Here is a 25,993-nt window from a genome sequence, read left to right as displayed (position 1 = left end):
CACATTCCGAGCCCGGCGGCCGGAACCCGAACGGGTCTGGCCGCCGGCGCGTTTTTCTGGAGCCGTCATGGCCAAGCTGAGCATCAAGGATCTGACCGAAAGCGTCGAGCTGGACCGCGAGGCGATGGCCGCCATCGTCGGGGGCGCTCGCGTCGGCGCGCGTTCGAGTCTCGCCGCGCCGCTGGTGCCGCCCGCGACGCGCGTCGTCGCATACCCGCCGGGCTTTCCTGACGCGCATCTGCGTATCGCGGAAGCCGCTTCGCCGCGCAAAGGGCGACGCCGCTAGGATTGCTCGCGGGGGCGTTTCACCAGCACGGCACGCGGAAATAGCGCGTGCCGTTTCCATTTGGGCTTGCGATTGAGTATGGCATGGGAGGGTTCGCCACGCGGCACGTTGCGCTGCGCCCCAACCATTAGTATGCGACCCGTGCGACGCGCGCAAACACTTCGACTCGCAATCGCGGTCGTATCCGGCTTGATTCAATGCGGCTATCGCGCGGATCCTTGCCAGGCTTCGCATCGCGGCCCCCGCTCCCTTTTGCGGCTCACTTCCCACACCTTGGCATAGGCCTTGCAGAAATCGAGGCGGGCGCCGCACTGTGCTCGCCTTTCACGTCAAGGAGAAATGCCATGAAAGCCACTGTGATCATCAAAGACCTGCCGCTCGGCGCGGGCGAGCCATCCAACGACAAAACGCTGAGCGCCGAACAGATGAAGACGCTGCGCGGCGGCCGATCGGTAGTCGTCAAGGTGGACGGTGGCGGCACGGGTACCGTCGACGATTGGGACATCAACACCGCGATCTTCGAAGGCCGCATCAACGGACCCTACCTTCTATAGGACGCGCGACGTGTCCGCAATTGGAAAAACGGCACCCTCCTCATGTTTTGAGCGCAATGGGTGCCGTTTCAATCGACTCGCGAATCTCCGCACGCGGCCTGCGCTGTCACCGTGATCCTCTTAACGGATCGGCCGTGGGCACGCGGTTTGCTCGCTAGGGATTACCCTGCGGCCTTGCGGCTGACCTAGGTGCAGCAGGTCCCCTTCAACCAGGCGGAGGTCATAACATGCTAGGAACCATTCTTCTCATCGTGCTGATTCTGCTGCTGATCGGCGCTTTTCCAGCGTGGCCGCACAGTCGGGCGTGGGGCTATGGTCCGACCGGCGGACTCGGCATCGTACTGATCGTGGTGATCGTTCTGCTGGTTGCCGGCGTGATATAGGCCGCGCGTCCTGGACTGGAACACCCGGCGGGCCGCCGTCTATCCGCGCGATGTCGCGCGCCGGTAGATGGCGGCTTCGCTTCTCGTCGTTGCCGGAGCACTCAAATGGAAAAGTTACTGGCCAATCAGGTCGCACTGATTACCGGTGCGAGTTCGGGAATCGGCTACGGCGTCGCCAAAGCACTCGCGGATGCCGGCGCGGCGGTCGTGCTCAATTATCATTCGCATGCGGAACCTGATGAAAAGCTCGCCGACGAAATAGAAAAATCCGGTGGATCCGCAATCGCGATCCAGGCAGACGTATCGAATCCCTCTCAGGTAGCGAACCTCTTCGAGGCGGGTCGCGCGCGCTTTGGCGGCATTGATATCGTGGTCGCGAATGCCGGACTGCAGAAGGACAGTCCACTCGCCGACATGACGCTCGACGATTGGCAACTCGTGCTGTCGACGAATTTAACCGGCCAGTTTCTAACCTGCCAGGCCGCGGTAAAAGAATTTCGCCGACGCGGCCCGACGACTGTATCGAAAGCGCTCGGCAAGATCATTTGCATGAGTTCCGTTCACGAGGTCATTCCGTGGGCGGGGCACGTCAATTACGCCGCGTCGAAAGGCGGCATTCAGATGTTCATGAAATCGCTGGCGCAGGAAGTGGCACCCGAGCGCATTCGCGTCAATTCGATTGCGCCGGGCGCGATCCGTACGCGGATCAATCAGGACGCGTGGGATTCGCAAGCAGCACTCGACAAACTATTGCAGTTGATTCCCTACGGACGCGTCGGTGCCGTGGAAGATATCGGCAAGGCGGCGGTGTGGCTTGCGTCCGATGAAAGCGATTATGTCGTCGGCACGACGCTGTTCGTCGATGGCGGGATGACGCTGTACCCGGGCTTTTCGAATAACGGCTAAAGCTTCGTACGTGACCACATGTGCCTTTCCGACTCAGGCACGCTGCCTGCTAAAACTCCTGTGTATTCGAACTTCAATACGAAAGGAGATGACATCATGCCTTACCTGATTGGCTGGCTGCTTGGCGTTCCGTTGATCGTACTGATCATCCTGTACCTCATTTTCCATTGACCTCGCGCGGTACAGACGATAAGGATGACGTTGTTCCCGCGGCGGCGGTATGCGGCTAGTTTCGTAGTCAGCGTACCGCCGCCATCAGCGCGCCCATCCCGACCAGCAAGCTACCCATCAGGCGGTTCACGACGCGCAACCGCGAGGGGCGCTGCAAAACCGTGCGCAGACGGTGCGAGAAGATCGCCGTCGACGCGACGCCCAACGCGAACATCAGCGCAAAAGTACTGGCCAGCAACAGGTATTGATGATTGGCCGACCAATCGACTTCATTCGACGAAGTACTGATGAACTGCGGAAAGAAAGACGGAAAGAACAATAGCGTTTTCGGATTCAGGCCCGACGTCGCGAAGCCGCGCCAAAACAAACCGCGTTGTCCGGCGCTTTTTGCCGGAAGCGGAGAAGCCGAGAATGTGCCGCTTCGCCATTGTTTGAAGCCCAGATAAACCAGATATATCGCGCCGGCCCAGCGCAGCACGATTAGCGCGCGCTCATCGATCAGCAATAGCGAGTTCAGACACAACGCGGTAAAAGCGAGTTGCAGCAATACCGCACAGGTGCCACCCCATACACAGGGCAATGCCGCGCGCCATCCGGCGGTAAGCGCCTGACTCATCGTAAGAACATTGACCGGGCCGGGCGAATAAACGAGTACGGCGGACGCGAGAAGAAACGAAACATACAACTGGATCGGCATCGGCGAATCAGCGGGCAAAAGAGAGTTGCGATAGACACATGCGGCGACATGCGTCCATGCCCGGCGAGCGCGTCTTCCGGCGTGGGTAACGCCGGAATTCGCCCGCGTGCCGCCTTACCGTGAAGGCGGCGAGACACCGAAAAAGCGGCTTTTGGCCACGGAGGATCGCCGGCGCGAGGCCCGCGGTCCGGGCGGTTGTCCCGGGCATGAATGCACGCTGAAAATATACCGGGAGCCCCGCTGGATAGGCTTCTTAAACGCATCTGCTTATGCCGCCTATTCGGAACGATCTTCACTTACAATATTGTTCCGCAAAATATGCTTCCCATATCGTTGATGAACACCCGAAACCGCCCGCTCGACGCGCTCGATCGCAAGATCATGCGCGAGCTTCAGAAGAACGCCCGGCTCAGTAATGCGGATCTTGCCGAACTGGTCGGCATGTCGACCACCGCGTGCTGGAATCGCACGCGGCAGCTCGAAAACGAAGGGTATATCCGCGGCTATGTCGCGTTGCTCGATCAGCAGAAGCTCGGTTTCGCGGACGTCGTGCTGCTCGAAGTCACGCTCGACCGCCACGACGAAGACGCGCTCGCGCGCTTCGGCGCCGAGCTCGCCACGCTCAGCGAAGTACTCGAAGCGTACCTGGTGTCTGGCGATTACGACTACCTGGTCAAGGTCGCGGTAGACGGCACCGCCGGCTACGAACGCTTCCTGCGAGAAAAGCTCTACAAGATCGCAGGCATTCGCCATAGCCGCTCGATGTTCGCGCTGCGCTGCATGAAGAGCATTCCGTCGATCGCAATCTGATTGGCGATCAGACTGCGCGTTTTAACGCGCGTCCCTCGAGGCGGCGATGATCGCATCGGCCACCGCTTGCGGCTGACTCAGCATCGCGACATGGCTCGTGTCGACGCGCGTGATCTTCGCGTCGATGTGCTTCGCCATCTCGAGTTGCAAGGCCGGATCGATCATGCGGTCGCGGCCCGACACCACGAAGTACGACGGCTTGTCATGCCAGGCGGCGTTCGTCACCTTGTCGTCGATACAGCCAGCGGCCCACGGCTGCTGGGTCGCCGCGATCAGGCGTTTCTGCGGCAGCGGCAGATCCTGCGCGAAGTCGTCGAGCACCGCGTGGGTCGATAGCGTCAGATAACCGGCCGAGTCCTTGCGCAACTCATCAGCCCAGACCGGCGCGGGTTTGTCTTTCGTGATGTCGGCGATGGACTGGCTGTTGTCCGGCGCAAATGCCGCGACGTATACGAGGCTCTTCACCTTGTCGTCGTTGCCGGCTTCGCTGACCACCACGCCGCCCCATGAATGGCCGACCAGAATCACAGGTCCGTTCTGCTGCGCGATCACGCGCCGGGTGGCCGCCACGTCGTCGGCGAGCGAACTCAGCGGATTCTGCACGGCCACGACATGCAGGCCGCGCGCTTCGAGCAACGGGATCACCTTGTCCCAGCTGGACCCGTCGGCGAAAGCGCCATGGACGAGTACGACGTTCTTGCCCTTCAGGTCGTCGGACGGCGCAGCCTGAGCGAACTCCGTGGCCTGCAATGCGAACAGTCCGCCCAGCAACAGAACGGAACCGAGAATTTTCTTCAGCAGCGTGGTCATCGTTTATATCTCGTCAGGTGGGTTAAACAAGGCGTCCGCGCGTCGACGTGAATCGGTGCGCGCGGACGCCTTGCTCATTTGCATCGATCACGAATGCGCGTAGATGGAACCGAGGCCGACGACGTTGGAGCCGTCATACACGCGATCCGCCGCCGCATGCTTCATCGGCAGGTGCGAGCCCGAAGCCGAACTGCCGTTCGCGACACCGCCGTAGGCGGCTGCGTCATGGCTCGCGCTGATGCGCGCCTCGGCCGCCTCGATGTTCTGCGGGTATTGCGTGTTGTCGCTGGCCGGGTTGTAGCCGGCCTTTTGCAATTGAACCAGCTCCGCGCGAACTTCAGCACGAGTGAGCGCGTGTTGCGGTTGCGATTGCGCAAACGAAACAACGGGAACAGCAACGAGTGCGGCGACGAGCAGCGATTGAACGAGTTTCATGAGTCTTCTCCGGGTATCAGAACATTCAGGGATCAACGAATCAGGAGTGCGCGTAGATGGAGCCGAGGCCGACGACGTTCGAGCCGTCGTTGGCGCTATGCGCGGCCGCATGCTTCATCGGCACATGCGAGCTGGACGCCGAGCTTCCGTTCTCGACACCGCCGTAAGCGGTAGCGTCGTTGCCCGCGCTGACACGCGCTTCAGCTGCCTCGATGTTCTGCGGGTATTGCGCGTTGTCACTAGCCGGGCTATAGCCGGCCTTCTGCAACTGGACCACCTGCGCGCGAACTTCAGCACGAGTGAGCGCCTGTTGCGGTTGCGATTGCGCGAACGAAACAACAGGAGCGGCGACGAGTGCAGCGACGATCAGCGATTGAACGAGTTTCATGAGTCTTCTCCGGGTATCAAACCATCAGGGATAAGGATTGAGCGGGACACAAAACCATCAGCGCAGATACACTGTGACGCCCCGCCTGATTCACACGCAACGTTGTGAATCAACCTTGCGTGAAGACATTAGAACGCCCCAACGTATCTGCAATGTTTTCGTCACCCCCCATTTCTGCAAGCGTGTTTGTCTGCGTACGCCGTTGATACATTGCGATACAAAACCCCGCTTCCGAACATGCGGCGCAGGGCCGGCGTCGCATGCGTCGTGCGAGTTGCGCGTGTGCTGCAAATGGCCCGCCCATGAAAAAAAACCCGGCAGCCGTGCGTTCGGCTACCGGGGTTCCGTTCAGAAGAGAGAAGCCGGCTAACGCCGGCTCGATCAAAGGCGCGTGACGTCGAGAATCGCATCCGCGAAAGCTTTCGGCGCTTCCTGCGGCAGGTTGTGGCCGATGCCGCCGCTGATGTTGCGGTGCTGATACTTGCCGGTGAACTTCTTCGCGTATGCAGCGGGCTCCGGATGCGCGGCGCCGTTCGCGTCGCCTTCGAGCGTGATGGTCGGCACCGCGATCGTCGGTCCGGTGGCGAGGCGCTTTTCGAGTTCGTCGTATTGCGGCTCGCCCTGCGCGAGTCCCAGACGCCAGCGGTAGTTGTGAATCACCACGGCAACATGGTCCGGGTTATTGAACGATTCTGCGGAGCGCTCGAAGGTGGCGTCGTCGAAATTCCATTTCGGCGAGGCGGTATGCCAGATCAGCTTGTTGAAGTCGTGACGGTTCGCTTCATAACCGGCACGGCCACGCTCGGTGGCGAAATAGAACTGATACCACCACGCGAGTTCGGCCTTCGGCGGCAACGGCGCGCGGTTAGCCTCCTGGCTGCCGATCAGATAACCACTCACCGACACCATCGCCTTCACGCGTTGCGGCCACAGCGCGGCGACGATGTTCACCGTGCGTGCGCCCCAGTCGAAGCCGCCGAGCACGGCCTTGTCGATTTTCAGCGCGTCCATCAGGTTGATGATGTCGACCGCGACCACTGCCTGCTGGCCGTTGCGCGGCGTATCCGCCGACAGGAAACGGGTGCCGCCGTAGCCGCGCAGGTAAGGCACGATCACGCGATAACCGGCCGCCGTCAGCAACGGCGTTACTTCGGCGAAGCTGTAGATGTCGTAAGGCCAGCCGTGCAGCAGAATGACCACTGGTCCGTTCTGCGGGCCCGCTTCCGCGTAGCTGATGCTCAGCGTGCCTGCATTGATCGAGCGAATGTTCTCGAACGACGCCACGCGCGCGCCTGCTCTCGCATTGCCGGCCGTGTCGGCCGATTGCGCATGCGCGAGCCCGCTCAGTCCCAATTCGAGCAGGCTGATACCCGCAACCGCCGTTCCAAGAAAGCGGCGGCGACGGCTATTGATCTGATCCGACATGGTTGTTCTCCTTCAAGCCAGGCTTTGATACGGAATTTGGAATAAACGAATCGAACACTGCTTGAGATGAATGGTGACAGCTCAGGCTGTCATCAGGAAGAGCAACTAAGTTCACAGGTCGTTGCTTTACAGGCAACGCAGGCCGTAGTCGACTACACACACGCGCGGCATCACCAACAGCGCCTTCCTCACGCTGGGACCGTTCGGCAACCACCGCGGCGCGCATCGTCTCGTCAGCCGATTTGTGTCGCAATGTATCTGCGCCGTGCGCGGACATACAACATTGCAAGCGCGCCTGATCGCCGACATAAACCAGATACGCGTGAGCGTTCCAATACGGTCATCCCAGCCAACGGAACGCCCATCATGCACAGTACTCTCGAAACTCCGCTCGCCCTGCTCGCCGGGTTGCTGACGATTGCCTCTCCCTGCGTGCTGCCGGTGATGCCGATTCTGCTCGGCACTTCCGTCGAACAACCGAGCCGTACGCGGCCATTGTTCATCGTTGCCGGCTTCATTCTGACCTTCGCGTCTTTCGCGCTGCTATTGGGCGCGGTGTCGAGCACCGTGCACGTCGCGCAACAGGTACTGCGCAATACCGGCATCGCGTTGCTCGCACTGTCCGGACTTCTGCGTATCTGGCCGCGCCCCTACGACTGGCTCGTCGCGCAACTGCAAGGGCCGCTCGACCGGATCGGCGCGGCCATTGCGCCGGGCACGCAGCCGGGCAGCGGCAACGCGGGTGGCTTCGTGCTCGGCATGTCGCTCGGCGCGGTATGGACGCCCTGCGCCGGCCCCGTGCTCGCGTCGATTCTCGTGCTCGTCGTGAAGGCTCAGGACTTCGGTTGGTCGGCGCTGCTGCTCACGCTGTATGCGATCGGCGCGGCGATTCCGATGCTCGCGATCATCTACGGCGGACATTACGTGACGCGTCACGTACGTGTCGTCTCACGTCACGCAGAACGTCTGCAACAGGTGTTCGGCGTACTGGTGATGCTGACCGCACTCGCCATCTATTTGCAGTACGACGTGCTGCTGTACGCGCGGCTCGCCGGCCTTTTCCCCTCACTCAAAGGACTTTGACATGACTACCCGATTGAAAAACTTCGCCCTGTCCACCGCGTTTGCCGCCTGCGCGTTGATCGCGGCGAGTACGGCCGCGATCGCCGCGCCGCAGGAAAGCGGGCCGCCCGCACCCGAGCTCACGGGCATCACGCAATGGCTCAATAGCGAGCCGCTCAAATTGCAGCAGTTGCGCGGCAAAGTAGTACTCGTCGACTTCTGGACCTATAGCTGCATCAATTGCGCCAACACGCTGCCTTACGTGAAAAGCTGGAACCAGAAGTACAAGGACCAGGGGCTCACGGTGATCGGCGTGCATACGCCCGAATATCCGTTCGAACGCGACACCGGCAATGTGAAGACCGCGCTCAAGCGGCTCGGCATCACCTATCCGGTTGCGCAGGACAATCAGTACGCGACCTGGAATGCGTATAACAACCAGTACTGGCCCGCGTTCTATCTGATCGACAAGCAAGGTCATATCGTCTACTCGCACTTTGGAGAAGGCGACTATGCGCAGACCGAAGCCAGGATTCAGGCGCTGCTCGCGCAGAAGAACTGACGAAGCGCTCCGTCGCGATGACGCTGGTCGCGACGATCACCTACATCGAGCTTTGATCGCACAAACAAGCCCGCCTGAACCGAATCGTCGGGTCAGGCGGGCTTCTCTTTGTCCGCCAAACCCTGCTCCGGATTCGCTGCTTGCGACGCTTTCAAGGTGTAAAACGGACCTTTCGCGCCCCGGCTGGACGAACGAATTCGTCAAGACTTTTCCAATGGTACTATCGGCTGTCATTGCCGTTATTGTCCTTCTGGCCTTCGATCTCCGCATGACCTCTTCTCAGGAGAACCAACCCATGTCAGTACCGTCGCGGCTGTACAAAGCGGTTATTGGTAGCTTGCTCGTGTTGGAAACAATGGGCGCTCACGCGGCCATCAACCTTGGATTCCTGAGCGATACGCCGATCAGTCTGATGCGGCAAGCAGACATCGCGTCGATCCAGTCCGCAGTGAATCAGGCGCTCGATACCAAGCAGGATGGCGAAACACTCGACTGGACGAACGAGGCCACGCGCAACAGGCCTCGTGTCCACGCGACGATCACACCCTCACACACGGTCAAGGAAGAAGCGCGAACATGCCGGGTCGCGGCAATCGACCTCAGTGCAAGAGGACAAACCATGCATCTCACTCCGCGATTCTGCCGGTCCGGTTCGGACAATTGGGAATTTCAGCGCCGCCACTGAATACTCGAAGATTCGGCGTTCACCGATTCGGCGGGCTGGCCCTCGCTACGCCCGCTCGTCGCACTACCTTAGTTCGACCGATCATTTCCGCACTCCGCTCACGCATTTGCCATCCACGTTCGCAGCAGATACTCTGTGCTGGCTTGACTCTCACGTCGCCAATTGTGAACTGTAGTCAGACGGCGGCTTTCGATGCACAGTGGTCCACGTCATGGGGTGAGCTATGCCTTCAGGAAAGTATCTTGGCAATAAAATAGTCAGTCCATCTTCTTCATGTCTTTGCGACAAGTCACAAGTGCAATATGCAAACCGCCGTATTAGTGCCGACCTGTCGCGCCGCGGTTTTGTCACTGGTCTCGCCGCATCGATGTTGAGTCTGGTACTGCCCGGACTCAGCAATGCCCAAACCACCGTGCCGCCAGCACCGCCCGCGAAGCCGGTGCTGTTCACGAACTTCCGTTTGTTCGATGGCAAATCGTCGACGTTGCGTGACGGCCTCTATATGGTTGTCGAGGGTGACAGCATTAGCCAGTTGGGTCGAGGTCAACCGGCTTCGATCGACGGCAAGACGCTGGTCGATTGCGGTGGCAAGGTGATGATGCCCGGCATGATCGACATGCACTGGCATGCACTGCTCGCGGCGGTGCCGGTTCAGGTCATCCTTCAATCCGACATTTCGCTCGTCCATATTGCCGCAAGCGCTGAAGCCGAACGCACGCTACTGCGCGGCTTTACGACGATCCGCGACGCGGGCGGCCCGTCATTCGCGCTGAAGCAGGCAATCGATAGCGGCATGATTTCCGGACCGCGCATCTATCCGTCTGGCGCGATGATCACGACCACCGGCGGTCACGGCGATTTTCGCGCACTGAGCGAAATGCCGCGCACCAGCAGCCAGATCACCCAATTGGAACGGGACGGTGGCTTCGCGATCGCCGACACGGAAGACGAAGTCCGCTTGCGCGTTCGCGAGCAGTTCATCCAGGGCGCGACGCAGATCAAGCTGGTCGGCTCCGGTGGCGTATCGACGCCGCGCAGCCCGCTCGACATGCTCACCTTCACCGAAAAGCAGTTGCGCGCGGCCGTCGAAACAGCGGCCGACTGGGGCACCTATGTGCTCTCGCATGCGTACATGCCCGAAGCGGTTCAGCGCTCCGTTGCGGCAGGCGTGCAGTGCATCGAGCACGCTCATCTGATGGACGACAAGACCGCGGCGTTGATGGCGAAGAACGGCACATGGTTGAGCACGCAGCCGTTCGTCAACGAAGACGACGTGGGCCCGCTCGCCCCGCAGAGTCGCGAGAAGTTTCTCGACGTGATCGCGGGCACCGATCGCGCTTTCAAACTCGCGCGCAAGCATGGCATCAAGGTCGCATTCGGTACGGACCTGATCTTTTCGCAGGCCGTGGCCGCGGGGCAAGGCAGGATGCTCACGCATATGAAGCGTTGGTACAGCGGAGCCGAGGCATTGACCATGGCAACGGGCACCAATGGACAACTACTCGCGCTGTCCGGGCACCGCAATCCGTATCCGCGCAAGCTCGGCGTACTCGAAGAAGGTGCATACGCCGATCTGCTTCTCGTCGATGGCAATCCGCTCGAGAATCTCGACCTGATGGCTAACCCGGAGCAGAACCTGCGGATCGTCATGAAGGATGGAAAGTTCTACAAGAACACGCTGAAAGCGTAATCGGTAATACAAGCGGGCGCGCAACTTCGCGCGCCCGCGTTCGCTACGACGTCACACTATTTAGCCACGCCCCTGCAGACGGATGTCGCGCGACGATGCGCCGACGTACACCGTGCTGCCCGGCACATAGCGCCAACGGTTGCTCGTGGTGTCCCACACGCTCTGCATGCGCTGCGTCACGACCACGTGCACGCGACGCGATTCGCCCGGGTTCAGACCAACCTTGTCCCAGCCGACGAGACGACGCGGCGGCTCACCCTGATACGGCACACCGAGGTACACCTGCGGCACTTCCGCACCGGCGACGCGACCATCGTTACGCACGTTGAACGACACGTCGATCAGACCGCCCGGCAGATGCTGAACCGATAGACCCGAGTATGCGAAGTGCGTGTACGACAGGCCGTAGCCAAACTCGAACATCGGCGTGATGTTCTGCGAGTCGTACCAGCGATAGCCCATATCGAGCTTCTCGGAGTACACCGGGTTCGCCGCAAATGCGCCATTCGTGCCCCACGTCGGCGTGTCCTGGTCGCGCACCGGGAACGTGACGGGGAGCTTGCCGGAAGGATTGACCTTGCCGAACAGCACGTTCGCAATCGCGTTGCCGCCGCCTTCGCCCGGATACCATGCTTCGACGATCGCCGACACGCTGTCCTTCCACGGCATCAGCACCGGGTTGCCGCTTTCGACGACGACGATCGTATGCGGATTGGCCGCCGCAACCGCTTCGACGAGTGCATCCTGGTTAGTCGGATTCGCGAGGCCCAGGCTCGGCAGATCGCCGATATCCTCGCCGGCCGGCTGCGCGACCACTACGATGGCGACGTCGGAGTTCGCGGCCAGCGTTGCTGCCTGGGTGATCTGCTGCTGCGTGTAGGCGGCAAACGGCGACTGCTGATCGCTGTTGCCGGCGAAGGTCACCGTGGCCTGCGGCGCGAGCGCCTTGATCGCCGACACGATCGGCGTGTTCAGCTTCAGCCACGGGTTGGTCCACCAGCTGCAGCCCGTCGTGGTGCCGAACGTCAAGCCGCCGCAACCGGCGAACGCGCCCGTCACCGGATCGCGTGTGTTGCCCGAACCGCCGCCCGTCAGCACCGCCGCGTCGGCGTGGCCGCCGATCACCGCGATGCGCGACAGCGAACCGGCGGAGAGCGGCAGCTGATTGCTGGCGTTCTTCAACAGTACCATCGACTGCTCTTCGACCGACTGCGTGAAGGCTCTCGCGGCCGAGAAGTCGATGGTCGCGCCACCCTTCGGCGGATCGTCCATCACGCCCGTGCGGATCATCACGTACAGCTTGCGCTCGACCATGTCGTCGACGCGCGCGGTCGACACCGAGCCGTTCGCGATCGCCTGCTTGACCAGCGTGGGCGTCAGATAGACGGTCGAACCGACGTCTTCTTCCTCGTCGAGACCGGCATTGATCGCGGCTGCCGTGCTATGCGCCGCGCCCCAGTCCGACTGCACCTGACCTTCGAAGTGCCAGTCGTTCTTCAGCACGTCGTTGAGAATGTGCGAGTTCTCGCAGGCATAGGTGCCGTTGACCTCGTTGTAGCTGCACATCACACTGCCCGGCTGCGCGCGGCGCGCGGCGATTTCGAACGGCAGCAGATAGAGCTCGCGCATCGTGCGCTCGTCGATCTGGCTGTTGCCGCCGCCGCGGTTGTGTTCCTGCTCGTTGCCCATGTAGTGCTTGATCGTCGCGATGACCTTCTGGCTTTGTGTGCCGTCGGTGCGTTCGGCGAGCATCTCGCCGGCGAGCACCGGATCTTCGCCGAGATACTCGAAGAGCCGGCCACCGCGCGGCTCACGCGCGAGGTTGGTGCCACCGCCGAGCCCCATGCCGAAGCCCTGCTGACGCAACTGGATCGCGATCTGCTTGCCGAAGTTCCACGACAGCGCGCGGTCCCAGCTCGCCGCCACCGCGAGCGTCGCGGGGAAGGTCGTCGATGGCTGGCTGGTGCTGCCCGAACCGGTGGCGGAGTCGACCATGTTCAGGTCGGGAATGCCAAGGCGCGGCACGCCCTGAATGTAGCCCGCGCCGCCGCCCGGCACAGCCGACATGGCGTACTGCGAATGAATGAACTGCAGCTTCTCGTCGATCGTCATCTTGTTGACGAGCGTTTCCGCGCGCCGGTGCGCCGCTGCCGACGCGAACGCGTTCAGCACCGTCGACGTAGGCGCGAAGTCGAGACCAGGAGTGGGAATTTCCGCGTGCGCAGCGGCGCTCACGGCCGCCGCTATCGCGACGGCCGGCCATAGTTTCTTCTGCATAGGTGTCTCTCCGAAATTGTGCTTTTCTGGGGCAACGGAGCGCGTCGGGTGGGTGGGAAGCGGACGCGAACACAGGCGTGCAGCGATGACTGCAAACGTTTGCCTGTTGGAAGAAGAATCGGCGCAACCGGATGGGCTGTAGCGACTCTCCGTGGTGAGTAATGTAAGAATGTAGTCTGACTACAGCATCGGTAGTTTTACTAATACGCGTAATTTTATGCGTAATGGGGTGTAAGGGTTTTTCTTACATAATCCAATTGAAAGTTATTGAATCGAATCGAATAAAGAAGCGGAAATTGTTATTCGAGGTTTGATTGGCAATTCATGAAAGCGGAAAAACGTACGCGTACGGCGAGGCGTTTCCTGTTCGCCCGACCCAAGCTGAGCAACCGCGCTCGCTCGTAGCTCAATCGCGCGCGATGACACCGAGTTAATCTCAAAAATCGGATTCTCCCGATATGGGCGACTTGCCACTCTGCATAGACTAAAGGCTCTTCTTACCGGGTTGTATAGCGCGAAAGAGAACCCTCTGTCGATTTATCGGGTTTTCGCGGCGTTTCAAGCGATGTCATTCATCCCTGCAGCCCTTTTCCGACTGCGAGGTTTTGAAATGATGCGCTCGCGCTATTTACGTCACGTCTGTTCCCGCGCTAAGGCCATTTCCGCCAAAGTGAGTCATTCGGCGTATTGCCGATTTAAATCCCCAGTGGCTGCCGTATTGCTGTGCGGCATCATTGCGATGCTGAGTACGTCGGATTGTGTTACGGAACCGAAGATCGTCAGTCGCGTGAACGCATCAAGTGCAAGCCAACCTTCCTCGGCCTTAACGGTGACTGCGCCGGCCCACACTGAATCCGTTAGCAGAACCAGTTACAGTCGGCTATCCGACGCTGCGCCGCTTGTCATGCCGGAGGTCGACAGCGGTTCTTACGCGGGACGGATCGAAGGCACGTTGCGCGACACCCTGGCACGAGCCAGCGTGCCAGTGGAGATACAACAGCAGATCGAGCATCTTTTCGCTCCTCGCCTCGACCTCGCCGCGCGTGCGCACAAGGGCGACACTTATCATGTTCTCTACGGACACGACGATACAGACGTACAGCGCAAGCGCGTAACGGCCGTCGAAGTCCAATCGGGCGGCGAGTTCTACCAGGCCGTGTGGTTCATCGCGCCGGGACGCACCGATGGAGACTACTATTCATTCGACGGACGCAGGCTTGCAACCAAGCCATTTTCCATGCCTGTCGATGACGTTAGGCTCAGTTCGCCCTTCGGTTACCGGACCCATCCGGTCAAGGGCCAACACCTGATGCACACAGGTGTGGACTTTGCCGCACCGAAGGGAACACCTGTCGGCGCCGCCGCCTCAGGAACGGTGCGCTTCATTGGCTTCAAAGCCGGTTACGGCAAGATCGTCGTACTCAGTCATCCGCGAGGCTTTACGACGCACTACGCGCACCTGTCCGCGTTCGCCCGCGATTTGCGTGTCGGCAAGCCGGTGACCGAAGGACAACCACTCGGCGCGGTAGGCAGTACTGGCACGGCGACGGGGCCGCATCTGCATTTCGAGGTGCGCGAATATGGTCAACCGATCGATCCGCTCGTGTTGACAAGCCGAACCCGCACCGCGCCGCTCACGACCAGTCAGCAGATCGCGTTCGACAGCATGACAGGCGCCCTGCGTGAACAACTGGCGGCATTGCCTCTCGATACACCGGCGGGCAGGATGGCGTCGAATGCCGAAAGCACGCCGAACACACCTGAGAAGCAGAAAAGCTCGTTGACTTGAAGCACGAGGCGACCGCCCGATATTGACAACAAAAAAGCCATTCTCTAGTTTACTGGATGCCCGATCCCTTAAACTGGACGACATGGACATCAACGCCCTGATCGCACGGCGAGTCAAAGCGCTACGCGACGCTCAGAACTGGTCTCTCGACGCGCTGGCCGAACGCAGCAAGGTCAGCCGCTCGAACATCTCGCTGATCGAGCGCGGGCAGAGCAGCCCCACCGCGACCGTGCTCGACAAACTTGCAACCGCGTTGAACGTGCCGCTCGCGTCGCTATTCGAGCAGGAAGGCGCACCCGCGGCTGCGCCGTCGCCAGTCAGTCGCGCGGCCGAGCAGCCGGTATGGACCGACCCGAGCTCCGGCTATGTGCGACGTCATCTGTCGCCTACCGCGCGCTCGGCGATCCAGTTGGTCGAGGTCAACTTCCCCGCGGGTCAGCGGGTCAGTTACGAAACCGGCGCGCGTGACGCGGACATCCATCAACAGGTGTGGATGCTCGACGGCTCGATGGAAATCACGATCGGCGACACCAGTTGGCGGCTCAAGACAGGCGATTGCCTGGCGATGCGGCTCGACAGCCCGATCGTGTTCCGTAACCCCACTCGCAAACGCGCGCGCTATCTCGTCGCGCTGAGCACAACGCCAATCAACGATCGGAGAAACGGATGAGCGATAACGTGACCATACGGCGCGTCGGCCCGAACGAAGCGGCCGCCTGCGTCGAAGCGCTCGCCGACGTGCTGATCGACTGCGTGGAAGGCGGAGCGTCGGTCAGCTTCATGCTGCCGATCTCGCGCAACACCGCGCTCGTGTTCTGGCGCAACGTCGCGGAGGGCGTCGCGCGCGGAGAACGCGCATTGTTGATCGCTGAAGACCGGGACGGCAGCATCGTCGGCACCGTGCAATTGATCACCGCGCAACCCGAAAATCAGCCGCATCGCGCCGACGTCGCGAAGATGCTCGCAGAAAAGCACGCCGCCGCGGCGTCGCGCACGCTCTGATGAGCGAACTCGATCGCGTCGCGCGGGAAGAGAAAAAATCGGTTCTCGTGCTCGACACCGTAACCGGCGGCGATGCCGAGCGGCTCTATCAGCGCGCCGGCTGGCTACGTGTCGGCAGCGTGCCGAACTACGCGCTGATGCCCGACGGCGCGTTCTGCGCCACCACGTTTTATTGCAAACAGCTTTGACTGCGCATGCAGTCCGTTCCGCGTAAGTATTTGAAAATTTCAACTACTTGCCTATAATGCCTGCACTGCGCAAGACGGCCGACAGCGGAGCAAATTCTTGTACTCGGACTTCCTGACTTTCAGGCTCGATCTGACCAGCGCGCTGCTGATCAACCGCGCGAACATCGTCTATCGCGAGCGCTGGGATCTCGACGTGCGTGCGCTGCGCGTGCTGCGCCTCGTCTGTGCGGAACCCGACATCACGCCTAAGGCCGTTTCGCAACGCGCGCTGATCGAAAAAACGCTGCTGTCCAAAGTCCTCGCCGAACTTGAAACACGCGGCCTGATCAGTCGCAACATGCATGCATCGGACCGTCGAAGCATCGCATTACGCGCCACCGATCACGGCCTCGAAGTTGCGCAGGCATCCGAAGCGGTAGGCACCGAGCTCGAAGTCGAACTCGCGAAGGCGCTCAGCGCGAACGAGCTTAAAACGCTCGAACGTCTGCTCAGCAAGCTTTCGCATAGCCTGCTCGAAAGCGAGTCCGCAAGCGCGCCGCCCGCGAGATCCTGACCGACGGTCCGCCTTTCGCCGCGCCTTCCCTGGCGTTCATGCCAACAAGGAGCCCTCCATGTCGAAGCTGATCGGAACGATGTCGAGCGCGATCGGTGCACGGCGCCACGCGTCCGCAGTGAAAACTCTCAACGAAATCCCAAGCTATCACTCGCCGAAATTCGCACCGGCGCTCGACCCGACCTTGCGTACGGGTCTCGAAGCCATGCTGTGCGGGGCCGGTGTCTCGCTCGACCAACACGAAACCACTCAGTGAATTCACACGCCGTCTATACCATTCTCGATCTGATCGGCACCTTCGTATTCGCGATCAGCGGCGCGGTCGCCGCGCGTCAACGGCGGCTCGACCTGTTCGGCATTGTCGTGATCGCCTTCATGGTCGCGTGCGGCGGCGGCATCGTGCGAGACGTGTGCATCGGCGCAATCCCGCCGGCGGGGCTGTCGAACTGGCGGTATCTGGCCACCGCGCTCGCCGCGTCCGCGGTGACGATTCTCGCGTATCCGCAGGTGCGCCGGCTGCGTCAGCCGGTGCTGTTCTTCGATGCGATCGGGCTCGGTCTATTCGCGGTGTCGGGCGCGCAGAAAGCGCTCACGTATGGCCACAATGCCGAGCTCGCGATTCTGCTCGGCGTCGTCAGCGCGGTGGGCGGCGGTGTGATGCGCGACGTCGTGCTCTCGCGCGTGCCCGCGATTCTCGAGCGCGAGATCTATGCGTCTGCCGCGCTGTTCGGCGCGGCGGTGCAGGTCGGCTTTGCGTATGCGGGCTGGACGGACTGGTGGACGCCGTGGTTCGCGACCTTGGCTTGCGTGATGGTGCGGCTCGCGTCGCTGCGCTACGGCTGGCGGCTCCCGGTCTTCCAGGGCAGACGCGCCGAGACGCGCGACAACTCATAACAGGCTCTGCTCATGCGCCGCCCGCCATGCTCGGCAGCAGATCGCGATAGATATGAATCATCGCGGGCCCCATCAGCACGACGAGCAGCGCCGGAAAGATACAGAACATCAACGGAAACAGCAGCTTCAGCGCAATCTTCGCGGCCCGCTCCTCGGCGCGCATCCGGCGGCGCGTGCGCAGCGTATCGGACAGCACGCGCAGCGACGCGCCGATGCTGGTGCCGAAGCGCTCGGCCTGGATCAGCATCGCGCTGAACGAGTCGATGTCTTCCACGCCGGTGCGCAGCGAAAAATTGCGCAGTGCCTTTTCCTTCGAGAAACCCGAGCGCATTTCTAGCAGCATCAGTTCGAGCTCGCTCGCGACCACTGCGCTGCGCAGGCGGATTTCCTCGCCGACTTTCATCAGCGACGCGTCGAGGCCCAGCCCCGCTTCCACACACACGGTCAGCAGATCGAGCGCATCGGGAAAGTCCTCGACGAGGCTGCGCTGGCGCGCTGCGGTGCGGCGCGACAGCACGATGTTCGGCAGGTAGTAGCCGAACGCGGCCACCACGACGAGCACGATCGCGCGTTCGAGCAGCGAGCTCGCGAACGACGAGCCGTACAGCGCGAGCATCGCCAGCAGCGGCAACGTCAGCGCGAGCGCGGTCTTCGCGGCCAGATAGACCGGCACGGCGTTGGCCGAGCGCCAGCCGGCGTTCATCAACTGCACGCGCAGCGCGGATTGCTCCCAGCCGTCCTTCGGCACCGACAGCTTCGAGATCGGCTGCGAGATCTCGACGAGCTTTTCGTACCACGGCGTCTGCGCGGCGGCGTCGAGTTGCTCCGGCGCGGGCACCGCATTCGCACCGCCCGCCTGCTCGATGCGGCGGCTCATGTCGCGCGGCGTGCTCAGATGCATTGCGCCGAACACGGCCGCGAAAACGATCGCGAAGACGCCGGCGAGCAACAGAATCTGCGTGATGTTCAGTGTTTGCATGGTCCTTCTCCGATGACCTCGAGCCCGCTCAAACGCGGATCTTCACGATGTGCCGCATCCACAGAATGCCGAACAGCATGGCGATGCTCGCCACCGCGATCATCCTGACGCCCGCCGGGTCCCGCCACAGCACGTTCAGGAACCCCGGATTGATCGCCATCATCGCGCCGCCGACGCCGAACGGCAGCAGGCCGAGCACCCACGCGGACATCCTGCCTTCGGCGGAAAGCACGCGAACCTTGTCGAACAGCTTGAAGCGGTCGCGGATCAGCGCGGTGATGCCGTCGAGCACTTCGGCGAGATTGCCGCCCGTCTCGCGCTGGATCACGACGGCGATCACGAAGTAACGCAGATCGCGAATCGGCACCCGTGTCGCGAGATTCGTCAGCGCCTCGCTGATCGACACGCCGTAGTTGATCTCGTCGAACACGATGCGGAACTCGCCGCTCATCGGCTCGGCGAACTCGGCGCCGACCATATCGATCGCGCCGGTGAACGCATGGCCCGAGCGCAATGCTCGCGACAGCATGTCGCAAACGTCCGGCAGTTGCCGTTCGAGCTGACGAATGCGCCGGTGGCGGCGCCGCTGTACGTAGACGATCGGCAGCAACGCACATAGAGCGGCGGCGGCAGCCGTGAAGATCCACGGCACCCTGAGGCTCGCACCCACGATCAGCACGAAAGGCGGCAACACCGCGCAGGTGCCGAAGAAACGACCGACCGACCAGGACAGCCCCGACTGCTGCAGAAACAGATCGAGCGCATGCACGCGCGGAATACGCAGCAGCAGCCGCGCGAGCACCGCGGACTCGGCCATCGTGCGCGTCTTCAGAATCGACAGACGCTGCCGGCTCATCGGACCGCCGGCCGATACCGCGCGAATCCGCGAATCGACGCGGCGCGCGACCGGCCCGTGCCGGCTGTTCCAATACTCGTAGACACCACCCGTCGCGAGCACCACGGCCGCGAACAGCAGAATGATCGACGCGTAGAAAATCGGGCTCATGCAAGTCTCCTGAAACACCGGGCAAGCGGTCTGTGCGCGTCGCCCGTGCACGTCATGTCGTTTCGAAGCGCCGCGCCGGATCGTAGATCTGCTCCGACGGCGCCACGCCGAATGCCTGCAAGCGCTCGGCGAATTTCGGCCGCACGCCGGTCGCGCAGAAATGGCCGCGCACGTTGCCCTTCGTATCGACGCCGGAGCGGCGGAACACGAAGATCTCCTGCATGTTGATCATGTCGCCCTCCATGCCGGTCAGTTCCGAAATGCTGACGATCTTGCGGCGTCCGTCGGTCAGACGCGTGGCTTGCACGACCACCGAAATCGCCGACGAAATCTGCTGGCGCATCGTGCGTGTCGGCAGCGACAGGCCGCCGAGCGTCATCATGTTTTCGAGGCGCGTCAGCGCATCGCGCGGTGTGTTCGCGTGGATCGTCGACAGCGAGCCTTCGTGGCCGGTGTTCATCGCGTTCAGCATGTCGAGCGCTTCGGCGCCGCGCACCTCGCCGAGAATGATGCGGTCGGGGCGCATCCGCAGCGCGTTGCGCACCAGCGTGCGCTGCGTGATCTCGCCGCGTCCCTCGATGTTCGGCGAACGCGTCTCCAGCCGCAGCACGTGCTGCTGGCGCAGCTGCAACTCGGCGGCGTCCTCGATCGTGACGATGCGCTCGTCGCCCGGAATGAATCCCGACAGCACGTTCAGCAGCGTGGTCTTGCCGCTGCCCGTGCCGCCCGACACGAGGATGTTCACCTTCGCGCGCGCCAGCGCGTCGAGCACTTCGGCCATCGGCGGCGTGAGGCTCTGCAATTCGATCAGGTCGGCAACCTGCAACGGATTCGCGGCGAAACGGCGAATCGACAGCAACGGACCGTCGATCGCGCAGGGCCGGATGATTGCGTTCACGCGCGAGCCGTCCGGCAGGCGTGCGTCGACCATCGGGCTCGATTCGTCGATATGGCGGCCGACGCCGGAGACGATCTTCTCGATGACCTTCATCAGATGCGCGTCGTCGTAGAAGGTCACATCGGTCGCCTCCAGCCGGCCACGGCGCTCGACGTAGGTATGACGATGCGTGTTCACCAGAATGTCGGACACGGTCGGGTCGCGCAGCAGCACTTCGAGCGGACCGAAGCCGAACATTTCGTCGTGCACGTCGCCGACGAGTTGCCGGCGTTCGAGATCGTTGGCGGGCGCCTTCTGGTCTTCGAGAATGCGGCCGATCAGCGTCGCGATCTCCTGGCGGACCTGCTCGGGCGGCAACCTCGACAGCCGTTCGAGCTCGACGCGTTCGAGCACCGCCTGATGAATCTCGCGTTTCAGTTTCTGGTATGCGCCGCGCAACATGCCGGCGGCCGCCGGGTCCTGGCGTTCGCCCAGCGGCTGCACGCGTTGCGCGGAAATCTGCTCACGAAGCGACATGACGTTCCCCTGTTCTGATCGTGTGGCGTTGGAGCGTTAAAGCGTTTCGAGTTTCGGCGGCGGCTGGCGGCCGAGCAGCCGCCCGAATAGCGACTCACCTTTCGCGCGCGAGCGCCCCGGTTTGTTCGCGCGCGCCGCGATGTTTTCGGCGAGCGCCTGCAGGCTGCGCGCAACCCCGCTGCCGCGCGCGGTCTTCGACACCGGCAGTCCCTGGTTCATCGAATCGGTCACCGTATCGGCATCCTCGGGAATCACCTGATACGCGCTCATGCCGAGCACGGATTCGAGCGCGGCGCGCGGCCGCTCGCCGTGCCGCGTATAGCGGTTCAGGATCAGCCGCATCTGCTCCTGCGCGTAGCCGAGCGAGCACAGAATCTCCTGCAGCCGGCGGCCGGCGCGCACGTGCGGCATGTTCGCCTGCAGCACCAGATGAATCTGGTCGCTGCGATCCAGCGCGAGCATCGACAGCCGGTTCAGCGTCTGGCCGAGATCGAACAGCACGAAGTCGTAATGCGGCGCGGCGACACCGAGCAGCCACTCGAGACGGTCTTCCTTCACCTCGGCCGCCTTCACCGGATCGCCCGCGCCGGCGAGGATATGGAAGCTGTCGCTCACGTGCACGACGCTCGTGTCGAAGAACGCGGCATCCATGCGCTCGATCTGCGCGCAGATTTGCGGCAACGTCGACGGCGGCGTCTGGTCGGAGACGAGGAACGCGGCATCCGCGAACTGCTGGTTCAGATCGATCAGCAGCACGCGTTTTTTCTGCGGCAGACTTGCGATCGCATGTGCGACGTTCGCGGCGATGAAGCTGGTGCCCGCGCCGCCCTTACACGACACGAACGACAGAATCCGCGTGTCGCGCGTGCCGCCTTGCAGGCTCTGCGCCTGTGCGCGCTGCAACGCGTCGGCGAACTGGCGCGAATCGAGCGGCCAGTTCAGCACGTCGCGAAAGCCCGCGCGCATCGCGGCGATCAGCGTCTGCGGCGACGCGTCGGGGATCAGCAGGATGCAGGTGAGCCGCCCATGCTCGCGATGCAGCCGCTCCACCACCGCGAGCTCCGCATCCTTCAGCGACGCGGCGTCGACGATCAGCACGTCGAACGCGTCGAGCGTATTGCCGCGTTCGCCGAGCAGCGACGGCGTGCCCATCGCGCGCGTGATCCGGTAGTCGCCGGCTTCGCCGCTCAGATGCGCGATCTGAGCGAGCCGTGCACCGTCTTCAGAGAGAGCCAGGATGTTGATCATGATGTTCCCCCGCGTCCGCCATCACTGACTGCCGCCGTTGCTGCCGATCCCGATCACGAACGGATTGAACGTCGTGGCCGGCGTCTGGAACGACTTGTCGTACTGCTGCTGCGCGGCGACCGCGGCCCTGCCGTCGACTCCCGGTGTCGACGGCGTGTGCTCGCCCGCATGCGGATCGATGATCTGCATCTGCGTTACGGTGCGCACGGCGTCGCCGACGTGCGCGTCCCAGATCGGCGAGCTCGACATGCAGCCGCTCAACGAGCCGACCAGCGTGGTGCACACCGTCAGCAGCAACGCCGCGCGGCGCGTGATCAGAAGATGTTCGAGTTTCATGAGAGTCTCCTTCGCGGCGCGTTACGGGTTGAGCCGGGTGGCCTTGAGCGTCGGGTTGCCTGGGCTCGTGGCGTCGGCTTTGGCGAGTGTTGGTTCGGCGCCGGTTTGCACTTGCGTTGCCGACGTTGGCGTAGTTGCCGTCTTGTCGGCCGGTGGCATCGCCGCCGACGGTGCCGGCCGGTCCGCCTGGGTGTCGCGCGGGAGCAGCGCGGCGGGGGCGGCCGAGCCTTCGGTCGGTGCCGGCGTCGGAACCGGTGCGGGCGCCGCGGGTTGCGGTTGCGGTTGCGGTTGCGCGGGCATCTGCGGCGCGTTCGGCAGTGCGGCGGGCCGGCGGCCTTCCATGTTGCCGGTCGCGTAGACGGTGCCGTCGGACACGCCGGTGAAGCTATCGGTCGGCAGCGGATAGTCGCCCGGCGGCAGCGGCTTCACCAGATGCACGGTGACGATGAAGATCAGCTCCGTGCGATCCTGCTGGAACGACGTGCTGCGAAACAGCGCGCCGAGTACCGGCACTTCGCCGATACCGGGCAGCGCCTTCAACGCGCCGGTGATGTTGTTCTGAATCAGCCCGCCGATCGCGAAGCTCTCGCCGTCGTTCATCTGCACCGTCGTCGACGCGCGCCGCGTCGTGATCAGCGGCAGGATCGCGCTGCTGCTCGTGCCGGTCGCCTGGACGGTGACGCCGGTCGGCGACAGTTCCGACACTTCCGGCGCGACCTTCAGATTCACGCGGCTGCCGGCGAGCACGGTCGGCGTGAACTTGAGGCCGACGCCGAACTCTTCTTCCTGCAGCGTGATCGTCGAGCCGCCCGTGCCGTTGCTTTGCGGCACCGGAATGAAGACCCGGCCGCCCGCGAGAAACGACGCCTCCTGGCCGCTCAGCGTGACGAGGTTCGGCTCCGCGAGAATCTTGCCGAGGCTGTCGCTCTTCTGTGCGTCGACGGCGATGTTGAACGGCCTGTTGTTCGCCTTGCTCACCGCGATACCGCTGCTGACGCCGGCGAGCAGGCTGCTCACCAGCGCGCCGGTCCACGAACCGAAGCCGCCCTGGATGTTGACCGCTGCACCCAACTGATTGAGCAGCGTCTTCGACACCTCGGCGACCTTCACTTCGAGCATCACCTGTTGCGGCGAATCGACCGACATCATGTTGATGACTTCGGAGCCCTTGCTAACGCTCGAGCTCTGCTGCGAGATCGAACCGCCGTTACCGAAGCTCGCGGTGCTCGACTGGTCTTGCTGGGTCGGTTGCGCACCCGCGTAAGCGCCGGCGATGCTCATCGCCTGCTGCGCGGCCTGCCCGCTCGATACGCGGCCCGCGAGCACGAGGTTGCCGGCCGCGCTCGACACGCGAATGCCGCGCTCGTTCGGCAGCAGTTGCGCGAGTGTGCGTTGCAGCCCGTCGGCATCGACGCCGACGCTCACGTCGATGATCTGGCATGCGCCGCTGCGGCCCTGCACGATCATGTTCGTGGTGCCGACGCTCATGCCGACCACGTACAGCGTGCGCTGCGACACGAGCGTCGCCTGCGCGACGACCGGATTGCCGAGCGTGCGGTTGCGCGCGGGCTCGACGAGCGGAACCAGGATCGACTTGCCGACCGCGACCGACACGTTCGATTCGTCGCGAATCTCGCCGGTGCAGTTCGGCCCGGTCAGCTGCGCGGGGGCGACCATCCGGCCGCTCGTCGCGCCGGTCGGCATCGGCGTGTTGCTCACCAGCATCGGCACGGCGCCCCGGCCGACCGGCAGCGGCGCGGCCTGCGCGCCCCAGCCCGGCGGCATTTGCGCGGCGGCCATCGTTTGAGCGGCGCTGTCGTGCGCAGCCGTTAACCCGGCGCATAACGCGGCGGCTAGCACCGTGCCGCCGAGCGAGCGGCAACGCTTGCCGCCACCGGATGAGAACCGTTGTTGTGTTTTCATGTTGCTGCCCCCGTCGCTCGATAGGTGAACCGAGACGTCTTTTGATTGCCTTCTGATTCAGATCGCGGCGTCAGTCAAAAACCGGCGCGCCGCGACCGCGCTAGAAACATTCGACGCTGCCCGTCACTCCCGACAGCACGCCGACGCAATCGCGCCTGGGCGCCGGACGTGCCGCATAGTGGGTGCGCACCGGACGCACTTCGGGTGCGGCGGGCGCCGAAGCCGGCACCGGCACGTCGAGCAAGGTCAGCTTGGTCGCGCCGCCGGTGCTCGGGGTCTGCTTGTCGACCTGGTTGCGCAGCACCAGCGACAGCGTGCCGACGCTGCGTGCGAGGTCGAGCTTCTCGGCCTGCTCGGGCGTCACTTCGAGCGTCACCGCGTTGACCACTTTCGGCGCGGTGTCGTCGCGGCTCACCTGCTGCGCGACCGCGAGCACGAGGATCTTTTCGAGCACGATCTTCGAGATGCTTTGCGCCGCGTCGGTCTTGTTCGCCTGCTGCGTGTTGACGATCACGTCGACGTAGTTGCCCGGCAGCGCGAAGCCCGCGACGCCGACCACGTCGTTCACCCGCACCGTGATCGCGCGATGGCCTTCGCCGATCACCGCGGACAGGCCGCCCTTGGTGCCCTGCGGCGCGAGCTTCGATTCGAGCACCGGCTCGCCGGGCGCGAGACTCGTCAGCAGCACGCGCCCTTCGAGCGCCTTGCCGTCGGCGAACGCACCGGGCGGCACGCTCGAAGTCGGCCAGCTGACCATGTGAATCAGGTTCTGGTTCAGCGGCTGGCCGAGACTGATGTCCGACGACGCCACCGCGACCGATGTCACCGCGGCCGACGAGGTCTGCAGCAACCAGCGCGACGCGAAACTCACGGCCGCGAGGCCCGCCAGCACGGCGATCGTCAGCATCACTAAAGCCCGACTGTTTTTCATGGCAACACTCCCGCATCGTTCAGTGGAAACGTCCGGCTACAGCGCGGCCGCGAACAGCATTCCGAGGGTGCCGGCCGCGATCGCAACGCCGTAGGGAATCGACCCGACCGATCCAGAGCGCGCATCGATCAGGCTCGGTTGTCTGAGCGGCGCGACGACGAACCCGCCGATCAGTTGCCGCAGATTCGCGAGCAAGCGCGCGAATCTGCCGCGGCACAGCACGATCAGCAGCGACCAGAGTCCGCCGATCAGAAAAGTGGCGAGCGCGATCCGCCAGGTCAGCGCGGGTCCGACCCATGCGCCGATCGTCATCAGCAGCTTCACATCGCCGGCGGCCATGCCGCGCAGCAGATAGAACGGCAACAGCAAAGCGAAGCCGCACGCGGCGCCGCTCAGCCAGTCGAGCGCGCCGGCGAGCGGCCCGTGAATCGACATCTGCACGGCAAGCGCGACGGCGAGCCCGAGTACGATCAGGCGATTGGGAATGCGCCTCGCGGTGAGATCCGTGCTCGCTGCCACGATCGCCAGCACGATCACGCACAGCGGTACAGGATGTGGCGGCAGAAGTGGCAGCGTCATGACGACCTCG

28 protein-coding genes and 1 pseudogene are annotated in these 25,993 nt (G+C 63.0%); 15 read left to right on the top strand and 14 right to left on the bottom strand.

Annotated features, from left to right (window positions below; genetic code table 11):
- The first annotated feature begins 67 nt into the window (after window positions 1-67).
- The 4 genes from VSR82_RS08255 to VSR82_RS08240 all read left to right on the top strand — a co-directional run bounded on the left by VSR82_RS08255 (window position 68) and on the right by VSR82_RS08240 (window position 2,129).
- Window positions 68-286 carry a hypothetical protein gene (locus tag VSR82_RS08255; RefSeq protein WP_498857622.1) on the top strand — a complete coding sequence of 73 codons (219 nt, stop codon included), beginning with the start codon at window positions 68-70 and terminating at the stop codon, window positions 284-286.
- A gap of 344 nt (window positions 287-630) precedes the next feature.
- Window positions 631-840, top strand: a complete 210-nt coding sequence (locus VSR82_RS08250) for a hypothetical protein (RefSeq protein WP_429456042.1) — start codon at window positions 631-633, stop codon at window positions 838-840.
- A 227-nt stretch (window positions 841-1,067) separates the two neighbouring features.
- The gene (locus VSR82_RS08245; RefSeq protein ID WP_013092523.1) at window positions 1,068-1,223 is read left to right on the top strand and encodes a DUF3309 family protein; all 156 of its coding nucleotides are present in this window, start codon (window positions 1,068-1,070) and stop codon (window positions 1,221-1,223) included.
- Window positions 1,224-1,328: 105 nt separating this feature from the next.
- On the top strand, window positions 1,329-2,129 hold the full coding sequence (locus VSR82_RS08240) for an SDR family oxidoreductase (RefSeq protein WP_368582967.1): 801 nt from the start codon (window positions 1,329-1,331) through the stop codon (window positions 2,127-2,129).
- 238 nt (window positions 2,130-2,367) lie between these two features.
- Here the strand turns inward: VSR82_RS08240 and VSR82_RS08235 are convergent, their stop codons facing one another.
- Window positions 2,368-2,997, bottom strand: a complete 630-nt coding sequence (locus VSR82_RS08235) for a LysE family translocator (RefSeq protein WP_429456043.1) — start codon at window positions 2,995-2,997, stop codon at window positions 2,368-2,370.
- Between the two features lie 336 nt (window positions 2,998-3,333).
- Between VSR82_RS08235 and VSR82_RS08230 the strand changes: the two genes are divergently transcribed.
- Window positions 3,334-3,807, top strand: a complete 474-nt coding sequence (locus tag VSR82_RS08230; RefSeq protein WP_013092527.1) for an Lrp/AsnC family transcriptional regulator — start codon at window positions 3,334-3,336, stop codon at window positions 3,805-3,807.
- Window positions 3,808-3,828: 21 nt separating this feature from the next.
- Here VSR82_RS08230 and VSR82_RS08225 read toward each other — a convergent pair whose 3' ends face one another.
- The 4 genes from VSR82_RS08225 to VSR82_RS08210 all read right to left on the bottom strand — a co-directional run bounded on the left by VSR82_RS08225 (window position 3,829) and on the right by VSR82_RS08210 (window position 6,865).
- Window positions 3,829-4,617 (bottom strand): alpha/beta fold hydrolase, encoded by a 789-nt coding sequence (locus tag VSR82_RS08225; RefSeq protein WP_429456044.1) that lies wholly within the window; start codon window positions 4,615-4,617, stop codon window positions 3,829-3,831.
- Between the two features lie 87 nt (window positions 4,618-4,704).
- Window positions 4,705-5,052, bottom strand: a complete 348-nt coding sequence (locus VSR82_RS08220; protein ID WP_429456045.1) for a DUF4148 domain-containing protein — start codon at window positions 5,050-5,052, stop codon at window positions 4,705-4,707.
- Between the two features lie 40 nt (window positions 5,053-5,092).
- Window positions 5,093-5,440 (bottom strand): DUF4148 domain-containing protein, encoded by a 348-nt coding sequence (locus VSR82_RS08215; RefSeq protein WP_368624112.1) that lies wholly within the window; start codon window positions 5,438-5,440, stop codon window positions 5,093-5,095.
- Window positions 5,441-5,821: 381 nt separating this feature from the next.
- Window positions 5,822-6,865: an alpha/beta fold hydrolase gene (locus tag VSR82_RS08210; RefSeq protein ID WP_368582973.1), complete on the bottom strand. Its 1,044-nt coding sequence runs from the start codon at window positions 6,863-6,865 to the stop codon at window positions 5,822-5,824.
- A gap of 366 nt (window positions 6,866-7,231) precedes the next feature.
- On the opposite strand from VSR82_RS08210, the gene VSR82_RS08205 reads away from it, so the two are divergent.
- The 4 genes from VSR82_RS08205 (at window position 7,232) to VSR82_RS08190 (ending at window position 10,864) form a co-directional block, all read left to right on the top strand.
- On the top strand, window positions 7,232-7,948 hold the full coding sequence (locus VSR82_RS08205) for a cytochrome c biogenesis CcdA family protein (protein WP_368582976.1): 717 nt from the start codon (window positions 7,232-7,234) through the stop codon (window positions 7,946-7,948).
- Window position 7,949: 1 nt separating this feature from the next.
- Window positions 7,950-8,489 carry a thioredoxin family protein gene (locus VSR82_RS08200; RefSeq protein WP_368582977.1) on the top strand — a complete coding sequence of 180 codons (540 nt, stop codon included), beginning with the start codon at window positions 7,950-7,952 and terminating at the stop codon, window positions 8,487-8,489.
- Between the two features lie 295 nt (window positions 8,490-8,784).
- Window positions 8,785-9,174: a hypothetical protein gene (locus VSR82_RS08195; RefSeq protein ID WP_368582978.1), complete on the top strand. Its 390-nt coding sequence runs from the start codon at window positions 8,785-8,787 to the stop codon at window positions 9,172-9,174.
- A 367-nt stretch (window positions 9,175-9,541) separates the two neighbouring features.
- Window positions 9,542-10,864: a metal-dependent hydrolase family protein gene (locus VSR82_RS08190; RefSeq protein WP_429456047.1), complete on the top strand. Its 1,323-nt coding sequence runs from the start codon at window positions 9,542-9,544 to the stop codon at window positions 10,862-10,864.
- Window positions 10,865-10,924: 60 nt separating this feature from the next.
- Here VSR82_RS08190 and VSR82_RS08185 read toward each other — a convergent pair whose 3' ends face one another.
- Window positions 10,925-13,141 carry a beta-glucosidase family protein gene (locus VSR82_RS08185; RefSeq protein WP_498857621.1) on the bottom strand — a complete coding sequence of 739 codons (2,217 nt, stop codon included), beginning with the start codon at window positions 13,139-13,141 and terminating at the stop codon, window positions 10,925-10,927.
- 565 nt (window positions 13,142-13,706) lie between these two features.
- Here VSR82_RS08185 and VSR82_RS08180 point away from each other — a divergent pair.
- From VSR82_RS08180 to VSR82_RS08155, 6 genes and pseudogenes are all read left to right on the top strand, one after another.
- Window positions 13,707-14,930 carry a M23 family metallopeptidase gene (locus VSR82_RS08180; protein ID WP_429456049.1) on the top strand — a complete coding sequence of 408 codons (1,224 nt, stop codon included), beginning with the start codon at window positions 13,707-13,709 and terminating at the stop codon, window positions 14,928-14,930.
- 82 nt (window positions 14,931-15,012) lie between these two features.
- On the top strand, window positions 15,013-15,600 hold the full coding sequence (locus tag VSR82_RS08175; protein ID WP_368582983.1) for a helix-turn-helix domain-containing protein: 588 nt from the start codon (window positions 15,013-15,015) through the stop codon (window positions 15,598-15,600).
- Window positions 15,597-16,120 (top strand): annotated as a pseudogene (locus VSR82_RS08170) (GNAT family N-acetyltransferase). Before VSR82_RS08175 ends, VSR82_RS08170 begins: the two are co-directional and overlap by 4 nt.
- Before the next feature lie 97 nt (window positions 16,121-16,217).
- Window positions 16,218-16,673 (top strand): MarR family winged helix-turn-helix transcriptional regulator, encoded by a 456-nt coding sequence (locus VSR82_RS08165; RefSeq protein WP_429456051.1) that lies wholly within the window; start codon window positions 16,218-16,220, stop codon window positions 16,671-16,673.
- 58 nt (window positions 16,674-16,731) lie between these two features.
- Window positions 16,732-16,929 (top strand): hypothetical protein, encoded by a 198-nt coding sequence (locus VSR82_RS08160; protein WP_368582989.1) that lies wholly within the window; start codon window positions 16,732-16,734, stop codon window positions 16,927-16,929.
- Complete coding sequence (locus VSR82_RS08155) at window positions 16,926-17,567, top strand: trimeric intracellular cation channel family protein (protein ID WP_368582991.1); 642 nt, start codon at window positions 16,926-16,928, stop codon at window positions 17,565-17,567. The genes VSR82_RS08160 and VSR82_RS08155 overlap by 4 nt, the downstream gene beginning before the upstream one ends.
- 10 nt (window positions 17,568-17,577) lie before the next feature.
- Here the strand turns inward: VSR82_RS08155 and VSR82_RS08150 are convergent, their stop codons facing one another.
- The 8 genes from VSR82_RS08150 to VSR82_RS08115 form a co-directional block, all read right to left on the bottom strand.
- Window positions 17,578-18,546 carry a type II secretion system F family protein gene (locus VSR82_RS08150; protein ID WP_498857620.1) on the bottom strand — a complete coding sequence of 323 codons (969 nt, stop codon included), beginning with the start codon at window positions 18,544-18,546 and terminating at the stop codon, window positions 17,578-17,580.
- 28 nt (window positions 18,547-18,574) lie between these two features.
- Complete coding sequence (locus tag VSR82_RS08145; protein WP_368582994.1) at window positions 18,575-19,552, bottom strand: type II secretion system F family protein; 978 nt, start codon at window positions 19,550-19,552, stop codon at window positions 18,575-18,577.
- Window positions 19,553-19,604: 52 nt separating this feature from the next.
- The gene (locus tag VSR82_RS08140; RefSeq protein WP_368582996.1) at window positions 19,605-20,966 is read right to left on the bottom strand and encodes a TadA family conjugal transfer-associated ATPase; all 1,362 of its coding nucleotides are present in this window, start codon (window positions 20,964-20,966) and stop codon (window positions 19,605-19,607) included.
- A 36-nt stretch (window positions 20,967-21,002) separates the two neighbouring features.
- Entirely contained in the window at window positions 21,003-22,214 is a 1,212-nt protein-coding gene (locus VSR82_RS08135) for a CpaE/TadZ family protein (RefSeq protein ID WP_368582997.1), read from the bottom strand.
- 21 nt (window positions 22,215-22,235) lie between these two features.
- A complete protein-coding gene (locus VSR82_RS08130; protein ID WP_429456053.1) occupies window positions 22,236-22,550 on the bottom strand; it encodes a hypothetical protein in 315 nt (104 codons plus the stop codon).
- 21 nt (window positions 22,551-22,571) lie between these two features.
- Window positions 22,572-24,473, bottom strand: a complete 1,902-nt coding sequence (locus tag VSR82_RS08125; protein ID WP_429456054.1) for a type II and III secretion system protein family protein — start codon at window positions 24,471-24,473, stop codon at window positions 22,572-22,574.
- A gap of 100 nt (window positions 24,474-24,573) precedes the next feature.
- Complete coding sequence (gene cpaB, locus VSR82_RS08120; RefSeq protein WP_410851164.1) at window positions 24,574-25,404, bottom strand: Flp pilus assembly protein CpaB; 831 nt, start codon at window positions 25,402-25,404, stop codon at window positions 24,574-24,576.
- 36 nt (window positions 25,405-25,440) lie between these two features.
- Entirely contained in the window at window positions 25,441-25,983 is a 543-nt protein-coding gene (locus tag VSR82_RS08115; protein WP_410851165.1) for an A24 family peptidase, read from the bottom strand.
- Between the last annotated feature and the right edge of the window lie 10 nt (window positions 25,984-25,993).

The sequence above is a fragment of the Burkholderia sp. JPY481 genome, assembly GCF_038900515.1.
Taxonomy (GTDB): Bacteria; Pseudomonadota; Gammaproteobacteria; order Burkholderiales; family Burkholderiaceae; genus Paraburkholderia; species Paraburkholderia youngii.
This window is presented reverse-complemented; position numbering and strand designations above follow the sequence as displayed.

Excerpts from the sequence above, each read along its gene's own strand:
- VSR82_RS08150 (WP_498857620.1), bottom strand. The coding sequence starts at position 18,546 with ATGCAAACACTGAACATCACGCAGATTCTGTTGCTCGCCGGCGTCTTC.
- VSR82_RS08135 (WP_368582997.1), bottom strand. The coding sequence starts at position 22,214 with ATGATCAACATCCTGGCTCTCTCTGAAGACGGTGCACGGCTCGCTCAG.
- VSR82_RS08125 (WP_429456054.1), bottom strand. The coding sequence starts at position 24,473 with ATGAAAACACAACAACGGTTCTCATCCGGTGGCGGCAAGCGTTGCCGC.
- VSR82_RS08240 (WP_368582967.1), top strand. The coding sequence starts at position 1,329 with ATGGAAAAGTTACTGGCCAATCAGGTCGCACTGATTACCGGTGCGAGT.
- VSR82_RS08130 (WP_429456053.1), bottom strand. The coding sequence starts at position 22,550 with ATGAAACTCGAACATCTTCTGATCACGCGCCGCGCGGCGTTGCTGCTG.
- VSR82_RS08225 (WP_429456044.1), bottom strand. The coding sequence starts at position 4,617 with ATGACCACGCTGCTGAAGAAAATTCTCGGTTCCGTTCTGTTGCTGGGC.
- VSR82_RS08140 (WP_368582996.1), bottom strand. The coding sequence starts at position 20,966 with ATGTCGCTTCGTGAGCAGATTTCCGCGCAACGCGTGCAGCCGCTGGGC.
- VSR82_RS08250 (WP_429456042.1), top strand. The coding sequence starts at position 631 with ATGAAAGCCACTGTGATCATCAAAGACCTGCCGCTCGGCGCGGGCGAG.
- VSR82_RS08115 (WP_410851165.1), bottom strand. The coding sequence starts at position 25,983 with ATGACGCTGCCACTTCTGCCGCCACATCCTGTACCGCTGTGCGTGATC.
- cpaB (WP_410851164.1), bottom strand. The coding sequence starts at position 25,404 with ATGAAAAACAGTCGGGCTTTAGTGATGCTGACGATCGCCGTGCTGGCG.
- VSR82_RS08195 (WP_368582978.1), top strand. The coding sequence starts at position 8,785 with ATGTCAGTACCGTCGCGGCTGTACAAAGCGGTTATTGGTAGCTTGCTC.
- VSR82_RS08185 (WP_498857621.1), bottom strand. The coding sequence starts at position 13,141 with ATGCAGAAGAAACTATGGCCGGCCGTCGCGATAGCGGCGGCCGTGAGC.
- VSR82_RS08200 (WP_368582977.1), top strand. The coding sequence starts at position 7,950 with ATGACTACCCGATTGAAAAACTTCGCCCTGTCCACCGCGTTTGCCGCC.
- VSR82_RS08145 (WP_368582994.1), bottom strand. The coding sequence starts at position 19,552 with ATGAGCCCGATTTTCTACGCGTCGATCATTCTGCTGTTCGCGGCCGTG.
- VSR82_RS08190 (WP_429456047.1), top strand. The coding sequence starts at position 9,542 with ATGTTGAGTCTGGTACTGCCCGGACTCAGCAATGCCCAAACCACCGTG.
- VSR82_RS08210 (WP_368582973.1), bottom strand. The coding sequence starts at position 6,865 with ATGTCGGATCAGATCAATAGCCGTCGCCGCCGCTTTCTTGGAACGGCG.
- VSR82_RS08215 (WP_368624112.1), bottom strand. The coding sequence starts at position 5,440 with ATGAAACTCGTTCAATCGCTGATCGTCGCTGCACTCGTCGCCGCTCCT.
- VSR82_RS08205 (WP_368582976.1), top strand. The coding sequence starts at position 7,232 with ATGCACAGTACTCTCGAAACTCCGCTCGCCCTGCTCGCCGGGTTGCTG.
- VSR82_RS08160 (WP_368582989.1), top strand. The coding sequence starts at position 16,732 with ATGTCGAAGCTGATCGGAACGATGTCGAGCGCGATCGGTGCACGGCGC.
- VSR82_RS08175 (WP_368582983.1), top strand. The coding sequence starts at position 15,013 with ATGGACATCAACGCCCTGATCGCACGGCGAGTCAAAGCGCTACGCGAC.
- VSR82_RS08255 (WP_498857622.1), top strand. The coding sequence starts at position 68 with ATGGCCAAGCTGAGCATCAAGGATCTGACCGAAAGCGTCGAGCTGGAC.
- VSR82_RS08220 (WP_429456045.1), bottom strand. The coding sequence starts at position 5,052 with ATGAAACTCGTTCAATCGCTGCTCGTCGCCGCACTCGTTGCTGTTCCC.
- VSR82_RS08180 (WP_429456049.1), top strand. The coding sequence starts at position 13,707 with ATGTCATTCATCCCTGCAGCCCTTTTCCGACTGCGAGGTTTTGAAATG.
- VSR82_RS08245 (WP_013092523.1), top strand. The coding sequence starts at position 1,068 with ATGCTAGGAACCATTCTTCTCATCGTGCTGATTCTGCTGCTGATCGGC.
- VSR82_RS08230 (WP_013092527.1), top strand. The coding sequence starts at position 3,334 with ATGAACACCCGAAACCGCCCGCTCGACGCGCTCGATCGCAAGATCATG.
- VSR82_RS08235 (WP_429456043.1), bottom strand. The coding sequence starts at position 2,997 with ATGCCGATCCAGTTGTATGTTTCGTTTCTTCTCGCGTCCGCCGTACTC.